The following is a 22,163-nucleotide window of genomic DNA, read 5'->3' as shown; positions in this document are numbered from 1 at the left end:
TGCTTGGTGGGTGCGGGCTCAGGCAGCCAGTTCCCTGAAGTTGTATGCCAGGCCACCGAGGGCGATCAGCAGCAGGGCAACGCCCGAGGCCAGGCTGATCAGGCGGTTGCTGCGTTGCGAGGCGATCTTGCCGATGGCGAAGATGTACAGGCTGAGCACGGCGAAATCGATGGCGATCCACAGCAACGACAGCACCACCATGCTTTTTTCGAACGATTCGGTGATCTGGATGAACTGTGGGAAGAAGGAAATGAAGAAGATGATGTCCTTGGGGTTGGAGATACCCACCATGAAGCCTTGCCACAAGCCGCCGCGGCCAGGCTTGGCGGGAGTCGCCGGTGCATCGCTGGCGGCGGGTGCTGCCTGCCAGGCTTCGCGCAGGGTGCCCACGGCGATGTAGCCGATGAACAGGCAGCCCAGCAGGCTCATGCCGCTGAGCCAGGCTTTGTCGATGGCGGCGCTGGTCATGATGATCCACGCGGCAGCGCCGATCAGCACCAGCGATGCCCAATTGGTGCCGACGGCGGTGAACAGGGCCTTGCGCGAGCCAGAGGCCGCGGCAGTGTTGACGATCAGCGCGACCACGGGGCCGGGGGTGGCGATCAGCAGCAGGACGGTGAGGGCGTAGGTGGCAGTCAGGGCGGTATTCACGTTCAGTTCTCGATCTGTTGTTCAGGCATTGCGTGGGCGTGGAAGGGGCAGCGCGCGGGTTGCGGCTGGCCGGGCTCCTGCAGTTGGTATTGCTTCCATTCGAAATTGTCGTCCTGGCCGAAGAAGCCCAGGTTTTCGGGCATCACCCCATCGTTGTAGCGCGCTACCCGCTCGCGGATGCGTGCACGGATACGCTGGCCGCTTTCGGTGCGGGCGCTGGCGACCTCGTCGAAGCTCTCCCGCGGGTTGATGACGAAGGTGATGCTGTTGCCCAGGTTGCGGCTCTTCATGCGCCGGTGCGAGGGGAAACTCATGTTGATGAACAGCGGCATGCCGGCGAAGCAGAACGACCACTGGGTATCGTGGGGGTCGCGCGGTACGTCCTGGGGCCAGGGGTGAGGGTCGCGGGCATGCACCTGTTGCAGGATCTTCCAGGCCAGCGCCTGCTGTTCGGCCAGCGCGCCCTCTGCGCTGCTTTCCAGGAACACCAGCAGCGGCGTACCAATACGTTGCTTGAGTGGAATTGGGCCGATGAGGCGAACGTAATCGGCCAACCCTTGGGCGATATCGTTGGCAGGCTGCTCGGCGCGGGCGAAGACGATGTGGCAGGTGGCGGCCGCCACCGCCTTGCGTCCGAACAGGCAGGGAAACCCCGGTTGGCCGACAGTGGCCTTGAAGTGTTGCAGTGTCTTGTACGTCCAGTGCTGGCGGTTTTGCACATGTTCATCGGCCAGCTCTAGCGCATCCAGGCGGTAGCAGTTTCCATACCCCGTAAACATGAATTTCCCCAGGTAATAGCAATTAAACTTTTCGCCATATATAGGCGTTTCGGTTATATGTTTTTATTATTTACCTGCATTTTCTGAGAATGACTTACGGTTGTAAAACGCCTGGAACTATGAGCTACTATTAGTCTTACTCATGCTCTGGAAGGCGGCGATGTCGGAACGGATTCAAGCACTGCACGCCCTGCGCGCCTTCGAAGTGGCCGCGCGCTATGGCTCTTTCACCCGCGCGGCAGAGGAGCTGGCCCTGACCCAAGGTGCGGTCAGCCACCACATCAAGACCCTTGAAAGTTTGTTCGGTTGCGACCTGTTCGAACGTCGCGGCCCCAAGTTGCGCCTGACCGAACATGGCCGTTTGCTAGCTCAGGAACTGAAGGTCGGCTTCAAGATCATCGAAAATGCCTGTGCGCTGCTGCGCCAGGACCGCTACGGCCTGCGCCTGAAGGCGGCCTCGACCCTCGCCGTACGCTGGCTGCTCAGGGCGTTGGACGGTTTCAAGAAGGTCGACGACAACAGCAGCGTGCAGCTGTCGAGCGTGTGGATGGACATCGACACCGTGGACTTCTACTCCGAGCCCTACGACTGCGCCATCCTGCTCAGCAACGGCCACTTCCCCCCCGATATCGAAAGCCTGAAGCTGTTCGACGAGTGGCTGATCCCGGCGTGCCACCCCGATTACCTGCAAGCCCCTGAGCCGGGCCTCGAGGTGCTGCGCCGCTGCGAAATCATCCACCCGTCACCCGACCGGCGCGACTGGCGGCGTTGGTTGGCGCGGGTCGATGCACTGGACATCAGCATCGACCAGGGCCAGGTGTTCGACACCCTCGACCAGGGCATCTCGGCGGCCCAGCAGGGCATGGGCGTGTCGGTGGTCGACCTGGTGCTGGCCAGCGCCGACCTGGCCGCCGGGCGCTTGGTCACGCCGTTCAAGCAGGCTGTGGCGACCGGTGACGGCTACTACATGACCTGGCTCAAGGCCAGCCCCAAGGCGCGGCAGATGCACCGGCTGCGCGACTACCTGCTCGGCCAGGTGCCGCCACTGTCGTACAAGGACATCAAGTACCTGTACGACTGAGCCAAACAGGTAGAATCGCGTATCGCCGATACAGCATCGAGGTTTCCCGTGGAGTTGCAGCAGGGCTTTGTCCTGACCCGTCACTGGCATGACACGCCCGAAGGCACCTGCGTCGAGTTCTGGCTGGCCACCGAGCAGGGCCCGCAGCGCGTACGCCTGCCTGCACAGCCCTCGGTGGCGTTCGTGCTGGCCGAGCAGGCCGAGCACATCCGTACGCTATTGGCCGACGAGCCGGGGTCCGAGCTGCGCCCCTTGGCCCTGCGCGATTTCCAGCAGCGTCCGGTGATGGGCCTGTACTGCCGCCAGCACCGCCAACTGATGGCCTTGGAAAAGCGTCTGCGCAGCGCTGGCCTGGAAGTCTACGAGGCCGATATCCGCCCGCCGGAGCGCTACCTGATGGAGCGTTTCATCACTGCCCCGGTGCTGTTCGGCGGGCGCCTTGACGAGCACGGCGCGCTCGTCGACGCCCAGCTCAAGCCGCAGTCCGGCTACCGCCCCAAGCTGCGCCTGGTGTCGCTGGACATCGAGACCAGCGAACGCGGCGAGCTCTACAGCATCGCCCTGGAAGGCTGTGGCCAGCGCCAGGTCTACATGCTCGGCAGCGCCACGCCCAGCGACACGCCGGTGGATTTCGACCTGCACTACTGCGACGACCGTGCCCAGTTACTGGACTGCCTGAACCAATGGCTGGCACGCCACGACCCCGACGCGATCATCGGCTGGAACCTCATCCAGTTCGACCTGCGCCTGCTGCACCAGCATGCCAAGGCCCTGCAAGTGCCGCTGTGCCTGGGCCGCGATGGCGCACCACTGACCCTGCGCGAGCACACCAACGGCAACCATGTGTTCGCCGAGGCGCCTGGGCGCCTGCTGATCGACGGAATCGAGGCGCTGCGCTCGGCCACCTGGAGCTTCCCCTCGTTCAGCCTGGAGAATGTCGCCCAGACCTTGCTCGGCGAAGGCAAGGCGATCGACACGCCGTACCAGCGCATGGACGAAATCAACCGCCGCTTCGCCGAGGACAAACCGGCACTGGCGCGCTACAACCTCAAGGACTGCGAGCTGGTGACGCGGATCTTCGCCCACACCCGGTTGCTGGAATTCCTGCTCGAGCGCGCCACCGTCACCGGCCTGCCGGTGGACCGCAGTGGCGGTTCGGTGGCCGCATTCTGCCACCTGTACATTCCACCCATGCACCGCCTGGGCCTGGTCGCGCCCAACCTGGGCAGCCTGCCGGCGCAGGCCAGCCCTGGTGGCTTCGTCATGGACTCGCGGCCAGGGTTGTACGAGTCGGTGCTGGTGCTGGACTACAAGAGCCTGTACCCCTCGATCATCCGCACCTTCCTGATCGACCCGGTGGGTTTGATCGAAGGCTTGCACACCCCGGACGACGCGCATGCGGTCGAAGGCTTTCTCGGCGCGCGTTTTTCCCGCACCCGGCATGCCTTGCCGGCCATCGTCGAGCGGGTCTGGCAAAACCGCGAGGCCGCCAAGAGGGACGGCAATGCGCCGTTGTCGCAGGCCCTGAAAATCATCATGAACGCCTTCTACGGTGTGCTGGGCTCCAGCGGCTGCCGCTTCTTCGACCCGCGCCTGGCGTCGTCCATCACGATGCGCGGGCACCAGATCATGCGCCAGACCCGTGCCCTGATCGAAGCCCAGGGGTTGGAAGTGATCTATGGCGACACCGACTCCACCTTCGTCTGGCTCAAGCGTGCCCATGACGAAGCCGATGCCGCACGCATCGGCCGGGCGCTGGTGGCGCAGGTCAACCAGTGGTGGCGCGAACACCTGCGCCAGGAGATGGGCCTGGACAGTGCGTTGGAGTTGCAGTTCGAGACCCACTACCGGCGTTTCCTGATGCCGACCATCCGCGGCACCGACGAAGGCAGCAAGAAGCGTTATGCAGGCCTGGTGCTGCGCGACGATGGCAGCCAGGAGGTGGTGTACAAGGGGTTGGAGTCGGTGCGTACCGACTGGTCGCCGTTGGCCCGCCAGTTCCAGCAGGAGCTGTACGGCCGGGTGTTTCGCGACCAACCATACCGCGAGTACGTGCGTGATTTCGTGCGCCGCACCCTGGCGGGCGAGCAGGACGAACTTTTGGTGTACCGCAAGCGCCTGCGCCGCCCGCTGGCCGACTACCAGCGCAACGTGCCGCCCCACGTGCGTGCAGCGCGCCTGGCTGACGAATACAACGACCGCCTCGGGCGACCACGGCAGTACCAGAGGGGCGGCTGGATCGCCTACCTGATCACCACCAACGGCCCGGAGCCGCTGGAGAACCTGCAATCGCCGATCGATCATGAGCATTACCTGAGCCGGCAACTGCAGCCGGTGGCCGATGCGATCCTGCCGTTCGTGGGCGATGATTTCGCGGCGCTCACCGACCGCCAGATGCCACTGTTCTAGGCTTTTCATACAGGGCCCAGGGTGCCAATCGGCTAACGCCTTCTTTCGTCGACTACGCCCCAGGCTAAGCCCCTTTTCCAAGCAGAAGGGGCCAGCCATGCAGCCGTCTCAAGACACCGCCACTACCCGCAAGCTTTCGCAGTCGTACCAGGACCATCTCATCGGCCAACTGCTGCCAGCCTGGTTACGCCAGGCCAGCCCCGCACAGCTCTCGGCGCTCCAGGATGCCATGACCTTGAGCCTGTACTTCCGCCAGCGCGTGAGCGAAATACTGCAACGCCTGGAAGGTATCGACCGGTTCGCCGAGCTGCTGCTGGTCGAGGCACTGCACGCACTGACTGGGGTCCCCTTGGACGTGCGCCAGTCGCACTTTCGCCAAGGGCGACGCGAGCCCGTGGTGGTTTCGCAGCCGATCGGCTACCCAGTCACCGAGCTGGTCTATGGTCAGGTGCCCCTGCTGGAGGCGGCCCTGCGCAACTTCGACGCCGAGCAGGCCAGCGAAGGCGGGCAGTACCCGCTGAACGCCGTGCTCGATGCCCAGGGCCAGCCGCTGTCCTGGTTGAGCGCCAGCCAGTTCGCCAACTGCTGCCGTACGCTCGACCTAGGCGCCCGCTACCAGCAGCATCTGGACAGCGTGCTGCTGCCCGGCGATGCCGACGAGCGCCGCAGCGTGCACTCGCTGCTGGCCCGGGCGCAGCGCTACGCGATGCTGGCCGATGCCCATGTGGCGCATATCAAGGGCGCGTTGAACGAGGCCGAACTGCAATTGCTGGTGCGCCTGTGTGGCCTGCATTCGCCATTGTCGTTCGAGGGAAGCCCTGTGCAGCTCAAACGCCTGAAATTGCTGGGCTGCGAGCTGGAGCAGATCGTCGTGGTGGACATTCGCGACGAGCACCTTGAGCCGCTGCGCAGTACCAGCTTGCGGGTGCTGGTGTATGTGCCCGGGGACCCCGTCGCGCCCTGGCGCGTCTGCCCGAGCCTGCGCCAGTTGGCCAACGACCTGGGACGCCAGCTGCGTACGCCCGGTTACCAGCGTTTCTTCAGCCGCTTCGTGCGGCGCCGCGACAGCCAGAGGTTCTTCTCCCAGGTCATCAGCGGTTTTGCCGGGGTAGGCGAGCTGGCCAACATCGACCTCGGCGAGCACATGCAGCCTTGGCCAGGGCCGCTGTTCGACAGCCTGGCCCAGGCACGTATCGCCCAGATCAAGGACGATGCGGCATTGATCGCCGTGCCAGTGGCCGCGATCGACCTGGCGCTGCAGCGCGAGCACGACCAACGCCTGGCCGCCGAGGGCTGGGCCTTGCTCAACCTGGCGGGCCTATTCGTCCCGGGGGTGGGCCTGGCATTGCTGGCAGTGAGTGCATGGGAGCTGCTCGCCGAGGTGTACCACGGCATCGAGGCCTGGCATGAGGGCGACAGCAGCGAGGCGTTCGACCACCTCATCAACGTGGCCAGCGACCTGGCGATCATCGCCGCCACCGCAGCGGGGGCCAGTGTGGTCAGCCGCGCATGGACGCGCGCAACACAGGTGGACGCGCTGGTGCCGGTCACCCTGGAAAACGCTACGACCCGCCTATGGAACCCCGACCTGGCGGCGTATCGCGTCGAGGCGCCGCCAACCGCTGCCCTTCGCGATGTCCAAGGGGTTTACCGGCTCGACGACCAAGCCTGGGTCGCCATGGGTAGGCATTCCTATGCCGTGCGCGAAAGCGTCGATGGCAACTGGCGACTGAGCGCACACAATGGGCTTGCTCCCGAGTTGCGCCACAACGGCGCGGGCGCCTGGCGAGTGTGGACCGAGCAGCCACAGGAATGGGCCGATACCTCGCAACTGTTCCAGCGCCTCGGTGCACCATTCGATCGCTTGGACGAAACCCAGATCAGCCAGGTGCTGGCCAGTCAGGGTATTGGCGCCGACTACTTGCGCGCCTTGCATGTGCACGGCTTGGGCGCCGATGCGCAGGTGCTCGATAGCGTCGCGCGCCACCACCTCGACCAGCGTATCCGCGACCTGCGCTGGGCCTTGGCCGGGGGCGCCGTTTCCAACGATGCCGTACTGCTTGAGCATGCCCGTGCGCTGTATGGCCAGACGCTGGCCGATAGTGAACTGGCGAGGCAGTTGCAGGCCAGGCGTGCGGAGTTGTTCGAGCGGGTGTACCAGGCCGAGCAGGGTGACGACGATGCCGATGCCGTTGTATTGCGTCGCCAGTTTCCCTCGCTACATGGCCGCGCGGCAGCCGAGTTGTTGCGCAACGCGAGAGTCGTCGACCGCCAGCGCTTGCGCGACAGCGGGCGGGTGCCACTGCGCCTGGCGCAGGCCGCGCGTGAGGCGGTGGCGAACATTCGTATCAGCCGTGCCTACGATGGCTTGTACCTGGGTGTGGCGCAGGGGGCCGACCTGGCCAGGGTCAGCCTGGGGCTCAGCCCTGGCCTGTATGGTGCGCCGAGCGAACTGGGCTGGCGGCTGTACGAGGGTTCCCAGGACGGGCCGTTGCTGCTGGCGGTCGGTGAGCAACAGGGCGAGCACTGTTTCGAGCTGTTCCATCTCCAGGGCCGCTTCACCTTGCAGGATGCGCGCGGCCAGGTTCTGAGCGGGCCCGGCGAGCTGTTCACGACCATGGCCGCCGCCTATGACCCGGCGCAGCGCCAGGCCATGCTGGGCTTCGAACCTTTCGCCGACCACCTGCGTGCCGAGCTTGGCAGCCTGGCTCTGGAGCGGCGTGCCGAGGTGCAGCGGCTGCTTGGCGGTGACCGCACGCTTGGCTGGTTCCGCCCCCCTCAGCGTCTGGCCGACGGTCGTCTGGGCTACCCCTTGAGCGGGCGCGGTTCCGGGCAGCGCTACTCGCGTGCGCTGATGACCCGTATACGCGACCTGTACCCAACGTTCAGCGATGAGGAGATCGATGCCTGGTTGATTGGGGTACGCGACAGTGGGCGTGACGTTTCCCGGGAACTCGATCGCCTGGAGTCGGAGCGCAACTTGCTGCGCCGGCACCTGATCGAGTGGGCCGAGCAGCCGGGTAGCATGACGCAACGCCTGGAGCGCCACGGTTTTGCCGATGCCCTGCGCAACTGTTGGCACCGCCGCACAAACCGCCTGCACGATCATCGTGGGCAGCCACGGGGTTATCGCTTGAGTGTCTGGGCGACGACGCTGCGCACCTTGCCGGAGCTGCCTGCACAGGTCAGCTTCTCCCATGTCCATGAGTTATCGCTGATGGCCATGGGGCTGGAGGATGTGCCGCTGAGTTTCCTGCGCAGCTTCCCCCAGTTGCGCGTGCTGGAGCTGGCCAACAATAGCCTCACACGCTTGCCCGCAGGCCTGAACGCCTTGCTCGAGCTGCGTGAGCTGGACCTGTTCGACAACAATATCCGCCTGGACGCCGAGCAGGCCCACAGCCTGGCCGGGTGCGTGTCGCTGGAATTCATCAACCTCTCGCACAACCCACTGGGGCGAACCTTTCCGTTGCATCGCATGGGGAACCTGCGCCGTCTGCACATGCGCGGCACCGACATCGATGAATTGCCGCCGGCCTTGCTCGATCGCCTTGAGCTTACCGTGGCTGACCTGCGCGACAACCGCATCACTGGCTTGCCCGAGCGTTTCTACCGGGCACCCGGCTGGCTCAGCAGTACCATCCTGTTGCAGGAAAACCCCTTCGAAGTGGCCGAGGCCGTGCGCTATGCCGGGTATCTCGAGGCCCATGGGCTGAGCGAGCTGCATGCCGGGCTCGACAGCGCGGTGAGCCCACGGCGGCGTTGGCTGGACAGCGTCGGCAACCTCCAGCGCGCCGAACGTTCCGCTGGTTGGGACGAACTGGAGGGCGAGGAGGGCTCCGACGAATACTTCGCCCTGCTCACGGGCTTGCTGGAAACCGTGGATTTCCAGCGTAACCGCCGCGCCTTGAGTGCACGGGTGTTCAGCATGCAGCAGGCGATGCGCGAGCACACCGAACTGCGCGAGGCGCTGTTCACCCAGGCAGCCTTGCCACGCACCTGCCAGGACAGCGTCGCGTTGGCGTTCAGCGGCTTGGAGCTGCGCATGTTGGTGTGGCGCGCCAGTGTCGATGCCCAGGCCGGTGGCCAGGAGGCGGCGTTGCTGCACCTGGGGCGGCAATTGTGGCGGCTGGACGAGGTCGACCGTATCGCCCTGGCGGATATCCAGCAACGCCGCGCCTCAGGCAGCGACCCCGACGAGATCGAAGTGGGCCTGGCCTACCGCCTGGCCCTGCGCGACGAGCTCGACCTACCGGCCCAGCCGGGCGACATGGCCTTCGGGGAGGTCGCCGGGCTCGACCAGGCACGCATCGACCGGGCGCGTAGCCAGGTGCTGTCGGCGCAAACCGATGAGCAGCTGGCACAGTCGCTGGTGCAGCGCACCTTCTGGCAAGAGCATCTGGTGCGGGCTTATGCCGAGCGTTTCACGGCGTTGGACATGCCCTTCCATGAGCGCCTGGAGGTGTTGTCGGAGGCGATCGACACGATGCCTGAGGGCGAATACCTGTCTGGCATGAATGCCGTTAACGATGAACGCCAGGCTGCGCGCCTGGAATTGATGAGGGTCCTGACCCTGGAGGTGCTGGCGGCACAACCTTGAGAGGGCCGCACGGGGCTAACCAGGCCCCGTGCGGCCGCCTTTGGACTATTCTCAGGATCGGGCATCGGCATTTTCCCAAAGTGCCGTAGCCTGGGTCTGGAAATCGGAAGTTACCTTTGACTTGAGCGGCTTCCCGGCCCTGTGGTTTAGGCTCGCGGCTCGGATCTTTCTCCATGATTCGCAGTCATTGGTTTATCGAGAACACAAGGAGATGCACATGCTTGTCCGGTCATTGACCCTCGCCATTCTGTTCGCTGCCGCAGGCCCCGCGTTCGCCGCCGACAGCGACGCCCCGCTGGCCAAGGAGCAGGGCAAGGCTCGGCCATTGGTGGTCATCGCGCCCAGCAGCGCCGACCCGACCCTGCGCGGCCTGAACCAGGCCCTGGAAGACCCGGCCACCAAGGCCGCCTTCGCCGAACGCAACCTGGTGCTGTACAGCGTGGCCAACATGATCGGCAAGCGCGAGGACAAGAACCTGGAGCAGCAGACCACCATGGCGCTGATCCGCGAGCTCAAGCTGGGTGCCAGCAAGGGCACCAAGGTGATCCTGGTGGGCAAGGACGGTGAGCGGCACGTGCTCAAGGATGACGACAGCGGCGAGAAGCTTGACCCGCAGGTGATCTTCAAGGCCGTTGACGAACTGCCGGCCAGCGAGAAGGCCGTGACGGCACCCGAGCCGGTGGCGGCAGCCCCTGAGGCCGAGCCCAAGGCCAAGGATGCCAAGCCGGCCAAACCGGCGAAACCTTCGGCACCCCCCAAACCTCTGGAAGACTGATTGCCCCCTCCCGGGCCGCGACCCCTGGCAGTCGCGGCCTGTATCTTTGTGTATCTACGCCCTCCCCAGACCCACTCCCATACAAAACCCTCCCCTCGGCGATACACCCACGACACACCCGGGCGGCTAAATGACTCCACTACCCAACCACAGTGGAGCATCACCATGACACACACACGCAAATCCCTGGGCTTGCTGGGCGTCGCACTGATCGGCGGCATGGCTGTGGGCAACAGTGCCTTCGCCGTCGAGCCGCTGGCGCAGGGTTACCAACTGGCCTCGGCCAAGGCCACGGGTGAAGGCAAGTGCGGTGAAGGCAAGTGCGGCGCTGGCGAAAAAACCACCCAGGGCGAAGGCAAGTGTGGTGCCGACGCAAAGACCACGAAGGGCGAAGGCAAGTGCGGTGAGGGCAAGTGTGGCGCCAGTTAAAAGGCCAGTCGCTGCCCAATCACCTGGCCCGCACCTCGGCCATTGAATGTGGGGCAAGCCCGCTCCCAACCAGTCGGTGGGAGCAGGCTTGCCCCGCGCGCGTTTGCCGTTTCCCGTGGAGGTTTTTCATGAAGCGACAACATTTGCTCACCGGCCTGGGTTTGCGACGCGGCTTGTTGCCCGAGCTCTTGGCCATGGACGACGATGCCGTGGACTTTCTCGAGCTGGCACCGGAAAACTGGATCAACGTCGGCGGCGCTTATGGCAAGGGCCTGGCCCAACTGGCCGAGCGCTTCGCCATTGCCTGCCACGGCTTGTCGCTGTCGTTGGGCGCCAGCGCGCCGCTGGATGTGAACCTGCTCGACGCCACCCGGCGTTTGCTCGAACGCTACCAGGTACGCTTGTACAGCGAGCACTTGAGCTATTGCAGCGACGATGGCCACCTCTACGACCTGATGCCGATTCCTTTCACCGACGAAGCGGTCCACCACGTGGCTGCGCGCATCCGCCAGGCCCAGGATCACCTGGGGCGGCGTATTGCGGTGGAGAACATCAGCTACTACGCAGCCCCCTACCAGGCCATGAGCGAGTTGCAGTTCGTCAACGCGGTGTTGGACGAGGCCGACTGCGACCTGTTGCTGGACGTCAACAATGTCTTCGTCAACGCCTGCAACCACCGTTACGACGCCCTGGCGTTCCTCGCCCGGCTGCCGGTGCAGCGGGTGGTGGGCATGCACGTGGCGGGTCACTATGACGAAGCGCCGGACCTTAAAGTCGACACCCACGGCGCAGCAGTGAAAGAGGACGTCTGGTCGCTGTTCGCCAGCGCCTGCCAACGCTTCGGTGCCCAGCCCACGGTACTGGAGCGCGATTTCAACTACCCCCCCTTGGGCGAGCTGCTGCAAGAGACTGCGCGTATCCGCGCGGTGCAGCAGGCGGCCGGGAGCCTTGCCCATGGCTGATACCCTGCGCGAGCAACAATTCACCCTGGCCCGCCACCTGCGCGACCCAGCGGCCAACCCACCGCCACCGGGCATCGAGGCGCGGCGCCTGAAGGTCTACCGGGAACTGTTCTACAGCGCCATCGAAAGCCAGCTCGCGGGCGGTTTCCCAGTGCTGCGTCAATGCCTGGGCGAGGCCCTCTGGCATGTGCGCGTGCGCGACTTCTACGCCAACTACCGCAGCCATACGCCGTTGTTCACCGAAATCGGCGAAGCCTTCGTCGACTACCTGCAAGGCATCGAGCTGGATGCACCCTGGCAGCTGGAGCTGGCCCACTACGAGTGGGTCGAGGCGCAGTTGTACCTGAGTGATGCCCAGGACCCGCCGCATGACCCATGCGGCGACCTGCTGCAAGGGGAGCCCCTGCTGTCGAGCGTCGCCCGGGTGTTGGCGTACCAATGGCCGGTAGAACGTATCGGCCCGGGTCATCTGCCCGAGCAGTTGCCCGAGGTGCCGACGCTGTTGCTGGTGTGTCGCGATGCAGCGTTCAAGGTGCAGTTCGCGCGCTTGTCGCCTTTGGCCTACCAACTGCTGTCTATGCAGGGGAGCGGCCGTGAACGTCTGCTTGCCTTGGGCGCAGAGGGAGGGCTGGAGCAGGGGCGGGCAATGCTCGAGGGCTTGCGTGGGCAGGGCGTGATCGTCGGTACACGCTTGTGAGGCCGGTGCGCCGCGATGATCCGCGGCGCACGTTCTTGAGCCTAGCGGGCGAAGCGCCGGCGCAGCAGGTGGTCCAGGCTCAACCGACCAGCCCCCTTGAGCAGCAGTGGCAGCAACGCCACCAGGTAGATCAATGGCAGCTTGTAGTTGCCAAAGCCCTTGTCAGTGATCGCATAGCCGCGCGCCAGCTCCGCCAGCGAGCCCCAGTGCGAAGGCCAGTGCACGGCGGCAATCGCCACCACCGTCACCACCATCAGCACCGCCGATGCCAACCGCGTGCCCAACCCCAGCAACAACAGCAGCGGGCAGATCAGCTCGGCCCACAACGACAACTGCCAGTTCAACTCCGCTGGCAGCACGTTGAAAGGGAAGGGGAAGCGCCCTTGCAGGTCGACGAACCAGTTGGCGCCGTTGAGCTTCTCCAGGCCCGACTCGAAGAACTCCCAGGCCAGGAAAAGCCGTAGCGGCAGGTCGGCGCCCCACAGGCCGATGCGGTCGACTTGGCTGAAGGTGCGATTGATCAAGATGTTCATGTGCAGGTTCTCGTTTGGCGGCAGAGGACAGTGACGAGAAGTGTGCTGTGTGGGGGTATCTGCAGTGTGTCCGGGGGCGCGCCGATGTGTATCGCTGTGTAGTGGCCAGGCCTGCGCCTCAAGGTAGCTCGACTTGGGCACACAGGCCGCCTTCGGCGCGGTTGCGCAAGGTCAGTCGCCCGCCCATGGCCTGGGTCAACTGCTGGGCAATTGCCAACCCCAACCCGGTACCACCGGTGCTGCGGTTGCGCGAGCCTTCCACGCGATAGAACGGCTTGAGCACTTCGTCCAGCTCTTGCTCGGGAATGCCGGGGCCTTGGTCGAGCACACGAATGAACGTAACACCGCCGCTCACCCGCTCTACCTCCAGACGTGCCGTGCCACCGAACTTCAGGGCGTTGTCCACCAGGTTCGACAGCACCCGGCGCAAGGCATGGGGGCGGGCTTGCAGCACGCTGTCGGTGCTACCGCAACGTTCGACCTGCTTGCCGCTGTCCTGGTAATCGAACACCAGGCTGTCGAGGAAGGCATCGAGGTTCAGGCGCACCGGCTGCTCGGTGGTGCCATCCATGCTGCGAGCATAGGCCACGCCCTCGCGTACCAGGTGTTCCATTTCGCAGAGGTCGCTCCACAGCTTGTCGCGCTCCTGGCCATCGTCCATTACCTCGACCCGCAGTTTCATGCGGGTGATCGGGGTTTGCAGGTCATGGGAGATGGCCGCCAGCAGTTGCATGCGCTCCTTGAGGTAAGCGCCGATGCGCGCTTGCAGGGTGTTGAAGGCCACCGCGGCGTACTTCACTTCGCGCGGCCCGGTTTCATCCAGCAAGGGGCCAGGTTTGTCCGGGTCGAGCTGGTCGACCGCCCGCGCCAGGCGGGTCAACGGGCCGATCGCCAAGCGCACGGCCAGCCAGGTGCAGGCCAGCAACAGGGCAAGTTGCAGCAACAGGATGCCCGGCAACCAGCTGGCCACCGGCTCCATCTGCGGGGTGACATCGATGGTCAGGGGCGCGCCGTCGGCCAAGCTCAGGTGGGTCTGGAAATGCGCGCGTGGCCCGGGAATTTCCTGGAAGGTCAGTGAATAGTCGTGGCCGATCGCCTTGACGATGGAGTCGGCGGCCATCGGCGGGTTGGCGGTCGGCATCGCCTCGCCGTCCAGGCCTTTGTCGAGCCGGTAGCGGTAGTTGCGCCGCTCCAGGCGCGCCAGCCAGTCGGCGCGTTCGGCGGCAGGCAGGCGATCGAGAATGGCCACCGAGGTGGCCACGTCCATCTCCAGGTTGCTCAGCATCATCGTGCGGCTACTGATGTAGCGCTCGTAGAACTGCAAGCCGAAGGACAGGCCGTAGGCCAGCACCAGCCCGGTGAGGAAGATCAACGCCAGGCGCGAGGCCAGGGTGCGTGGCCATTTCATAGCGGCGTCTCGATCAACTGCACCGACAGCGAGAACACATAGCCTTCGCTGCGTACGGTCTTGATGCAGGTGGGCTCGCGGGCATCGTCACCCAGGCGCTGGCGCAGGCGGCTGACCAGCAGGTCGATGGAACGGTCGAAGATATCCGCCTCGCGGCCTTGGGTGAGGTTGAGCAACTGCTCGCGGCTGAGCACCCGCTGCGGGTGGTCGAGAAACACCCGCAGCAAGCGGTATTCGGCACCGCTCAAGGCCACCAGGGTGCCTTCGTCGTCCAGCAGGTGGCGCGCGGTGGTGTCCAGGCGCCATTGGCCGAAACGGATCAGCCGGTTGCTTTCGCTGATGGTCAGGTTCGGCGGCAGCATGCGCGTGCGGCGTAGCACGGCGTTGATCCGCGCCAGCAACTCGCGCGCCGAGAACGGCTTGGTGAGGTAGTCGTCGGCGCCCATTTCCAGGCCGATGATGCGGTCGGTCTCGTCGTTGCGCGCGGTCAGCATCAGTACCGGTGTGTTGCGGTGGCGACCGGCGCGCAGCTCGCGGCACAGCAGCAGGCCATCGTCGCCGGGCATCATGATGTCGAGCACGATCAAATCGACTGTGTTGGCTTCCAGGAAGGCGCGCATCTGCCGGCCATCGGCGACGATGCTCGTGCGCAGGCCGTTCTTCTTCAGGTAGTTGCCGACCAGTTCGCGGATTTCGCGATCGTCGTCGACGACCAGGATGTGATCGACGTGTTCCATCGGAGGGTGTCCTGTGACAAGTGCAATGGCGCCAGTGTACCGACGCCGCTGGCGGTTGCCTGCCGGGGTTTGTATTGCAGTGTATCTGGTTGCGCTACAGATACAGCAAAAGGCACAAGGCCGCGTTCCTCGACACATCCGCGATACCGTCCGGGCGTCAAATGGCTCTCGACCGGGGAGCAACCTCCCCACCGCCAAACCTGCTTCAGGAGAGATGCCATGAACCTCAAGACCCTTGCCCGCGCCAGCCTGTTCGCCGTCCTTGGCCTGGGAGCCATCGCCGCCCAGGCGAGCACCCTGGCCAGCCCCCAGGCCAGCAGCGACATCCAGGTGATGCAATACCACTACGGTGACCGCCTGGATATCAAGAAAGTGGTGTCGGTGACCCAGGAAGACGCCAACACCTGCGGCGTGGTCAACACCCGCATGGAATATCGCGACTCCCAAGGCCAGTTGCACGGCCTCGACTACCGCAGCTACGCCACCGGGGGCTGCTATGACAATTGACCGGCCCGCCCGCCGGCGCCTGTTCAAGGTGGCCGGCGTGGCCCTGGCGCTGGTCGGCCTGGGCGTTGCGGGCCACCAGCTGGCCCGAGACAGCCTGGGCCCGATGCCCTCGCTGGCCGGGGCCGAGCAGTGGATCAACTCGCCCCCCCTGGATACCGCCGCGCTCAAGGGCAAGGTGGTGCTGGTGGACTTCTGGACCTTCGACTGCATCAACTGCAAGCGCAGTCTGCCGCATGTCAACGACTGGTCGCGGCGCTATGCCGACCAGGGGCTGGTGGTGGTCGGCGTGCACACCCCCGAGTACGACTACGAGCATGACCTGGGCAAGGTGCGCGAGCAGGTGCGCAAGCTGGACATCGCCTACCCGGTGGCCGTGGACAACGACTACCTGATCTGGAACACCTGGGGTAACCAATTCTGGCCTGCGCATTACTTCGTCGACCGGCGTGGACAGGTGCGCCATGTGCACTTCGGCGAAGGCGACTATGACGGGCAGGAGAAGGTGATTCGTGAACTGTTGGCGGAGCCCGGTTAGCGGGCTTGCCCGCGAGCAGGCCGATGCAGCCCCATCGCTTGATTACAGAATTGTAATGTTCCCGCCACCGCCACGATAACCAGCCCTCCCTACAGTCCCGGCCTGGCTCCGTAAAGCTTGCCGACGAGGACTCGTGACCGTGCCGTTCAACCGCGCCACCCCCTTTAGCATCGCCCTGTTATGCCTGCTCTCGGCGGCTCCCGCCGCCCGAGCGGAGCAACCCCTGACCCTGGACCAAGCCCTTGCCGCCGCCTTCGCCAGCAACCCGGAACTGGCCGCCGTGCGCCAGGAAATCGGTATCGCCGAGGGCGAGCGGCGCCAGGCCGGGCTGTTGCCCAACCCCGAGCTGTCCTGGGAGATGGAAGACACCCGCCGCGACACCAGCACCACCACGGTGATGCTCAGCCAAGCGCTGGAGCTGGGCGGCAAGCGCGGCGCGCGGGTCGAGGTGGCGCAGGCTGGCCAGGCCATCGCCCAGCTGGACCTGGAGCGCCAGGCCAACGGCCTGCGCGCCGATGTCACCCAGGCCTTCCATGCCGCTGTGCGCGCGCAGACCGCCGTGGAACTGGCCGAGCAATCGCGTGCCCTGACCGAACGTGGCCTGCGGGTGGTGCAGGGGCGGGTCACGGCGGGGCAGTCGTCACCGGTCGAAGAGACCCGCGGCCAGGTCCAGCTGGCCCAGGCCGAAGCGCAACTGCGCCGCGTCGAGTCCGAGCGCCGCGTGGCCTGGCAGGCCCTGGCGCGGCTCACCGGCAGTGCCCGCGCCGACTTCATCCAGCTTGAAGGGGTGGCCCTGTCGCCTGGCCCGGCACCGGAGGCCGAGCGCCTGCTGGCCAAGGTCGAGCAAACCATTGAATGGCGCCTGGCCGCCGCGCAGGTCGAACGTGGCGAGGCCAGCCTGGGTTCGGAAAAGGCCCAGCGCATTCCCAACCTCACCGTCAGCGTCGGCAGCCAGTACAGCCGCGAAGACCGTGACCGCATCAACGTGGTCGGGCTGTCGATGCCCTTGCCGCTGTTCGACCGCAACCAGGGCAACGTGCTGAGCGCCGCGCGCCGCGCCGACCAGGCCCGCGACCTGCGCAACGCCGTGGAACTGCGCCTGCGCAGTGACACCCGCAGCGCCCTGAGCCAATGGGCCATGGCCATGGCTGAGGTGGACGCCTACGACCGCACCATCCTGCCATCGGCGCGCCAGGCCGTGGACACCGCCACCCGAGGCTTCGAGCGCGGCAAGTTTGCCTTCCTCGATGTGCTCGATGCCCAGCGCACGTTGATCGAAGCCCGCAGCCAGTACCTCGACGCCCTGGCCACCGCCAGCGATGCGCGGGCACAGGTCGAGCGGATGTACGGCGAACTCGAGCGCTGAGCCCCAGCCATTTCCCCTTTTGCGCACCACCAGCAGGAGCAACGATGAACAACCCACGCAAGCTCGCCATCCTGGTAGCTGCCGTCGCCGTGCTCGGCGTCGGCGGCCTGGCCTGGAACGGCAACCTGGCACCTGGCCAGGGTTCCCACGATGACCACGGCGAGGCGGGCCATGGCCATGAGGAAAAAGCTGGGCATGCCCATGATGAGAAGGAAGAGGCAGGCCATGGCGAAGAGGGACATGGCGAAGAAGGCCATGAAGAGGAGGGCCATGAAGAGGAGGGCGGCCTGCACCTGAGCGCTGCACAGATCGAGGCCGCCGGCATCCAGCTGGCCACCGCCGGCCCGCGCGCCATGGGCACCGCCATCAGCTTCCCCGGCGAAATTCGCTTCGACGAAGACCACACCGCCCACGTGGTGCCGCGGGTACCGGGTGTGGTGGAGTCGGTGCAGGCCGACCTGGGCCAGGCGGTCAAGCGCGGCCAGGTGCTGGCAGTGATCGCCAGCCAGCAGATCTCCGAACTGCGCAGCGAGCAGCAGGCCGCCCAGCGTCGCCTGGAGCTGGCGCGCCTGACCTTCGAGCGGGAAAAGCAGCTGTGGCAAGAGCGTATCAGCGCTGAACAAGACTACCTGCAAGCCCGCCAGAGCCTGCAAGAAGCGGAAATCGCCCTGGCCAACGCCCGGCAGAAAGTCGCCGCCGTGGCCCCGGCGGGCAGCGGCAACCGCTACGAGCTGCGGGCGCCGTTCGATGCCGTGGTCGTGGAAAAGCACCTGACCGTCGGCGAAGTGGTCGGCGAGGCCAGCAACGCCTTCACCCTGTCCGACCTGAACCGGGTCTGGGCAACGTTCGCCGTGGCCCCGCGCGACCTGGACAAGGTCACCAGCGGCCGCAATGTGGTGGTCAGCGCCCCTGACCTGAACGCCGAGGTGCAGGGCACCATCAACTACGTCGGCAACCTGCTCGGCGAGCAGAACCGCGCCGCCACCGCCCGCGCCACCCTGGCCAACCCCAACGGCGCCTGGCGCCCTGGGCTGTTCGTCAACATCGCCGTCAGCGTCGAGCGCCGTGACGTCGCCGTGGTGGTACCACAAAGCGCGGTGCAGAGCGTGGAGCAACGCGAAGTGGTGTTCGCCCGTACCGAGGAAGGCTTCGAGGCGGTGCCGGTGCAACTGGGCCGACGCGACGCGGGCTTCGTCGAGGTCACCCAGGGACTGGCGGCCGGCACCCAGGTGGCTGCCGCTGGCAGCTTCGTCCTCAAGTCCGAGCTGGGCAAGGGCTCGGCCGAGCACAGCCACTGATCCGGGAACCCCGTCATGTTCGAACGCATCATTCAATTCGCCATCGAGCAGCGCCTGGTGGTCATGCTCGCGGTGCTGCTGATGGCCGCCGTGGGCGTGTACAGCTACCAGAAGCTGCCCATCGACGCGGTGCCCGACATCACCAACGTGCAGGTGCAGATCAACACCGCCGCGCCTGGCTATTCGCCGTTGGAAACCGAACAGCGCATCACCTTCGCCATCGAGACCGCCATGGCCGGTTTGCCAAACCTGAAGCAGACTCGCTCGCTGTCGCGTTCGGGGCTGTCGCAGGTGACAGTGATCTTCGATGACAGCACCGACATCTTCTTCGCCCGGCAACTGGTCAACGAGCGCCTGCAAGTGGCCCGCGAGCAGTTGCCCGAAGGCATCGAGGCAGCCCTGGGGCCGATTTCCACCGGCCTGGGCGAGATTTTCCTGTGGACGGTCGAGGCCCAGGAGGGCGCGCTCAAGGACGATGGCACGCCTTACACGGCCACCGACCTGCGGGTGATCCAGGACTGGATCATCAAGCCCCAGCTGCGCAACGTGCCGGGCGTGGCCGAGGTGAACAGCATCGGTGGCCACGCCAAGCAGTACCTGGTGGCGCCAGACCCCAAGCGCCTGGCGGCCTACAAGCTGACCCTCAATGACCTGGTCGGCGCCCTGCAAAGCAACAATTCCAACGTCGGTGCCGGCTACATCGAGCGCAACGGCGAGCAATTGCTGGTGCGTGCGCCGGGGCAGGTGGCTTCGCTCGAAGACATCGCCAACATCGTCATCTCCAGTGCCGACGGCGCGCCCATCCGCGTCAGCCATGTGGCCGAGGTGGGCCTGGGCGAGGAACTGCGCTCGGGCGCGGCCACCGAGAACGGCCGCGAGGTGGTGCTGGGCACGGTGTTCATGCTGATTGGCGAGAACAGCCGGGCGGTGTCCCAGGCGGTGGCGGCCAAGCTTGAGGAAATCAACCGCACCTTGCCCAAGGGCGTGGTGGCGGTGACCGTGTACGACCGCACCAACCTGGTCGAAAAAGCCATCGCCACGGTGAAGAAGAACCTCATCGAGGGCGCGATCCTGGTGGTCGCGGTGCTGTTCCTGTTCCTGGGCAACATTCGTGCTGCGCTGATTACCGCCATGGTCATCCCGCTGTCGATGTTGTTCACCTTCACCGGCATGTTCAGCAACAAGGTCAGCGCCAACCTGATGAGCCTGGGCGCACTGGACTTCGGCATCATCGTCGACGGCGCGGTGGTGATCGTCGAGAACGCCATCCGCCGCCTGGCCCACGCCCAGCAGCGCCATGGCCGCCTGCTGACCCGCACCGAGCGCTTCCACGAAGTGTTCGCCGCCGCCCGCGAGGCGCGTCGCCCGCTGATCTACGGGCAGTTGATCATCATGGTGGTGTACCTGCCGATCTTTGCCCTCACCGGGGTCGAGGGCAAGATGTTCCACCCCATGGCCTTCACCGTGGTGATGGCGCTGCTGGGGGCGATGATCCTGTCGGTGACCTTCGTGCCCGCGGCCATTGCCCTGTTCGTCACCGGCAAGGTCAAGGAGGAGGAGGGCGTGGTGATGCGCACCGCGCGCGAGCGTTACGCCCCGGTGCTGGCCTGGGTGCTGGGCCGGCGCAACCTGGCGTTCGCCGGTGCCGCCACCTTGGTGCTGTTGTCCGGCGTGCTGGCCAGCCGCATGGGCAGCGAGTTCATCCCCAGCCTCAGCGAGGGCGATATTGCCCTGCAATCGCTGCGGGTGCCGGGCACCAGCCTGAGCCAGTCGGTGGACATGCAGCAGCGTCTGGAGAAGGCGATCATCGCCCAGGTGCCGGAAGTAGAGCGGGTGTTCGCCCGCACCGGCACCGCCGAGATCGCCTCCGACCCGATGCCGCCGAACATCTCCGACGCCTATGTGATGCTCAAGCCCCAGGCGCAGTGGGCCGACCCGAGCAAGCCGCGCGAGGCGCTGATCGCCGAGGTGCAGCGCGCTGCGGCCAGCGTGCCGGGCAGCAACCATGAGCTGTCGCAGCCGATCCAGTTGCGTTTCAACGAGCTGATTTCCGGCGTGCGCAGCGATGTGGCGGTGAAGGTGTTCGGTGATGACATGGCGGTGCTGGAGCGTACCGCCGCACAAATCGCTGCCACCTTGCAGCAGGTGCCGGGCGCCTCGGAAGTGAAGGTGGAGCAGACCACCGGCCTGCCGGTGCTGACCATCGACATCGACCGCGATAAGGCGGCGCGCTATGGCCTGAACGTGGCCGAGGTGCAGGACGCCGTGGCCATCGCTGTGGGGGGGCGTACGGCGGGCACCCTGTACGAAGGCGACCGGCGCTTCGACATGGTGGTGCGCTTGCCGGAAACCTTGCGTACCGATGTCGACGGTCTGTCGAGCCTGCTGATTCCAGTACCGGCCAGCGCCAGCACGACGCAGATCGGTTTCATCCCGCTGTCCCAGGTGGCCACACTCGACCTGCAACTGGGGCCGAACCAGGTCAGCCGCGAGGATGGCAAGCGGGTGGTGGTGGTGAGTGCCAACGTGCGTGGGCGTGACCTGGGGTCGTTCGTCGAGGAGGCTTCGCAGACGCTGATCGAGCAGGCGCCGGTGCCGCCGGGTTACTGGACGCGTTGGGGGGGGCAGTTCGAGCAGTTGCAGTCGGCGGCCGAGCGTTTGCAGGTGGTGGTGCCGGTGGCGTTGCTGCTGGTGATGGCCTTGCTGCTGATGATGTTCAACAACCTGCGCGATGGCTTGCTGGTGTTCACCGGGATTCCTTTCGCCCTTACCGGCGGGGTGTTGGCGCTGTGGCTGCGGGATATTCCGCTGTCGATTTCCGCCGGGGTGGGGTTCATTGCCCTGTCGGGGGTGGCGGTGCTCAACGGGCTGGTGATGATCGCTTTCATCCGCGCCCTGCGTGAGGAAGGTCGTCCGTTGCGGGTGGCCATTGAGGAAGGTGCTTTGACGCGGTTGAGGCCGGTGCTGATGACTGCGTTGGTGGCGTCGTTGGGGTTCATTCCGATGGCGTTGGCGACCGGTACCGGGGCTGAGGTGCAGCGGCCGCTGGCGACGGTGGTGATTGGCGGGATCCTGTCGTCAACGGCGTTGACCTTGCTGGTATTGCCGGCGTTGTACCAGTGGGCGTATCGGCGGGAGGATTGAGTTGGCCTGATGGGGGGCTCTTGAGCGAAGCAGCGCATGCAAGGTGCTGCTTCGCTCTTCCTGTTCCTGTTCCTGTTCCTGTTCCTGTTCCTGTTCCTGCGAGCGCGAAGCGCCTCGCAACCGCTTTTGATCTTGCTCTTGATCTTCGTGCGCGGTAGTTCAGGCGACACAAATTGCGACTTACAGGAGGCCGAACGGAGGCGTCTGGAGGGCCATGGCGCGCAGCGCCCTTCGGCGTAGCCGAAGTCGCGAGAT

The 22,163-nt window shown here is 65.6% G+C and carries 17 protein-coding genes and 1 pseudogene; 13 read left to right on the top strand and 5 right to left on the bottom strand.

The genetic code is table 11. The annotated features are described in order from the left end of the window. Positions 1-18: 18 nt before the first annotated feature. Both ACQKPE_RS00935 and ACQKPE_RS00930 read right to left on the bottom strand, forming a co-directional pair. The gene (locus tag ACQKPE_RS00935; protein WP_427662906.1) at positions 19-651 is read right to left on the bottom strand and encodes a LysE family translocator; all 633 of its coding nucleotides are present in this window, start codon (positions 649-651) and stop codon (positions 19-21) included. A 2-nt stretch (positions 652-653) separates the two neighbouring features. Further along, complete coding sequence (locus ACQKPE_RS00930) at positions 654-1,430, bottom strand: YqcI/YcgG family protein (RefSeq protein WP_427662905.1); 777 nt, start codon at positions 1,428-1,430, stop codon at positions 654-656. Positions 1,431-1,590: 160 nt separating this feature from the next. Here ACQKPE_RS00930 and ACQKPE_RS00925 point away from each other — a divergent pair, with 160 nt between their 5' ends. From ACQKPE_RS00925 to ACQKPE_RS00895, 7 genes and pseudogenes are all read left to right on the top strand, one after another. Beyond that, positions 1,591-2,511: a LysR substrate-binding domain-containing protein gene (locus tag ACQKPE_RS00925; protein ID WP_427662904.1), complete on the top strand. Its 921-nt coding sequence runs from the start codon at positions 1,591-1,593 to the stop codon at positions 2,509-2,511. Between the two features lie 48 nt (positions 2,512-2,559). Continuing rightward, positions 2,560-4,920 carry a DNA polymerase II gene (locus tag ACQKPE_RS00920; protein WP_427662903.1) on the top strand — a complete coding sequence of 787 codons (2,361 nt, stop codon included), beginning with the start codon at positions 2,560-2,562 and terminating at the stop codon, positions 4,918-4,920. Between the two features lie 97 nt (positions 4,921-5,017). Beyond that, entirely contained in the window at positions 5,018-9,517 is a 4,500-nt protein-coding gene (locus tag ACQKPE_RS00915) for an NEL-type E3 ubiquitin ligase domain-containing protein (RefSeq protein ID WP_427662902.1), read from the top strand. Between the two features lie 217 nt (positions 9,518-9,734). Next, positions 9,735-10,292: a DUF4174 domain-containing protein gene (locus ACQKPE_RS00910; protein WP_427662901.1), complete on the top strand. Its 558-nt coding sequence runs from the start codon at positions 9,735-9,737 to the stop codon at positions 10,290-10,292. A gap of 165 nt (positions 10,293-10,457) precedes the next feature. Continuing rightward, positions 10,458-10,712 (top strand): annotated as a pseudogene (locus ACQKPE_RS00905) (hypothetical protein); the annotation flags it as partial. A 137-nt stretch (positions 10,713-10,849) separates the two neighbouring features. Then, on the top strand, positions 10,850-11,683 hold the full coding sequence (locus ACQKPE_RS00900) for a DUF692 domain-containing protein (RefSeq protein ID WP_427662900.1): 834 nt from the start codon (positions 10,850-10,852) through the stop codon (positions 11,681-11,683). Continuing rightward, complete coding sequence (locus ACQKPE_RS00895; protein WP_427662899.1) at positions 11,676-12,380, top strand: DNA-binding domain-containing protein; 705 nt, start codon at positions 11,676-11,678, stop codon at positions 12,378-12,380. Before ACQKPE_RS00900 ends, ACQKPE_RS00895 begins: the two co-directional genes overlap by 8 nt. A gap of 41 nt (positions 12,381-12,421) precedes the next feature. Here the strand turns inward: ACQKPE_RS00895 and ACQKPE_RS00890 are convergent, their stop codons facing one another. From ACQKPE_RS00890 to ACQKPE_RS00880, 3 genes are all read right to left on the bottom strand, one after another. After that, positions 12,422-12,913 (bottom strand): DoxX family protein, encoded by a 492-nt coding sequence (locus ACQKPE_RS00890; RefSeq protein WP_427662898.1) that lies wholly within the window; start codon positions 12,911-12,913, stop codon positions 12,422-12,424. A gap of 118 nt (positions 12,914-13,031) precedes the next feature. Further along, positions 13,032-14,321 carry a sensor histidine kinase gene (locus ACQKPE_RS00885; RefSeq protein WP_427662897.1) on the bottom strand — a complete coding sequence of 430 codons (1,290 nt, stop codon included), beginning with the start codon at positions 14,319-14,321 and terminating at the stop codon, positions 13,032-13,034. Next, a complete protein-coding gene (locus ACQKPE_RS00880; protein ID WP_427662896.1) occupies positions 14,318-15,058 on the bottom strand; it encodes a response regulator in 741 nt (246 codons plus the stop codon). The genes ACQKPE_RS00885 and ACQKPE_RS00880 overlap by 4 nt, the downstream gene beginning before the upstream one ends. A gap of 219 nt (positions 15,059-15,277) precedes the next feature. Here ACQKPE_RS00880 and ACQKPE_RS00875 point away from each other — a divergent pair, with 219 nt between their 5' ends. From ACQKPE_RS00875 to ACQKPE_RS00850, 6 genes are all read left to right on the top strand, one after another. Beyond that, positions 15,278-15,565: a DUF2790 domain-containing protein gene (locus ACQKPE_RS00875; protein WP_427662895.1), complete on the top strand. Its 288-nt coding sequence runs from the start codon at positions 15,278-15,280 to the stop codon at positions 15,563-15,565. Continuing rightward, a complete protein-coding gene (locus ACQKPE_RS00870) occupies positions 15,555-16,100 on the top strand; it encodes a thioredoxin family protein (RefSeq protein WP_427662894.1) in 546 nt (181 codons plus the stop codon). Before ACQKPE_RS00875 ends, ACQKPE_RS00870 begins: the two co-directional genes overlap by 11 nt. A 139-nt stretch (positions 16,101-16,239) precedes the next feature. Next, positions 16,240-17,466 (top strand): TolC family protein, encoded by a 1,227-nt coding sequence (locus ACQKPE_RS00865; RefSeq protein ID WP_427663026.1) that lies wholly within the window; start codon positions 16,240-16,242, stop codon positions 17,464-17,466. A gap of 44 nt (positions 17,467-17,510) precedes the next feature. Further along, positions 17,511-18,764: an efflux RND transporter periplasmic adaptor subunit gene (locus ACQKPE_RS00860; protein ID WP_427662893.1), complete on the top strand. Its 1,254-nt coding sequence runs from the start codon at positions 17,511-17,513 to the stop codon at positions 18,762-18,764. Between the two features lie 15 nt (positions 18,765-18,779). Further along, positions 18,780-21,908 carry an efflux RND transporter permease subunit gene (locus ACQKPE_RS00855; RefSeq protein WP_427662892.1) on the top strand — a complete coding sequence of 1,043 codons (3,129 nt, stop codon included), beginning with the start codon at positions 18,780-18,782 and terminating at the stop codon, positions 21,906-21,908. Positions 21,909-21,944: 36 nt separating this feature from the next. Further along, positions 21,945-22,148 carry a hypothetical protein gene (locus ACQKPE_RS00850; protein WP_427662891.1) on the top strand — a complete coding sequence of 68 codons (204 nt, stop codon included), beginning with the start codon at positions 21,945-21,947 and terminating at the stop codon, positions 22,146-22,148. The last annotated feature ends 15 nt before the right edge of the window (positions 22,149-22,163 follow it).

Source organism: Pseudomonas sp. NPDC089554 (assembly GCF_050280645.1).
Classification (GTDB): Bacteria; Pseudomonadota; Gammaproteobacteria; order Pseudomonadales; family Pseudomonadaceae; genus Aquipseudomonas.
This window is presented reverse-complemented; position numbering and strand designations above follow the sequence as displayed.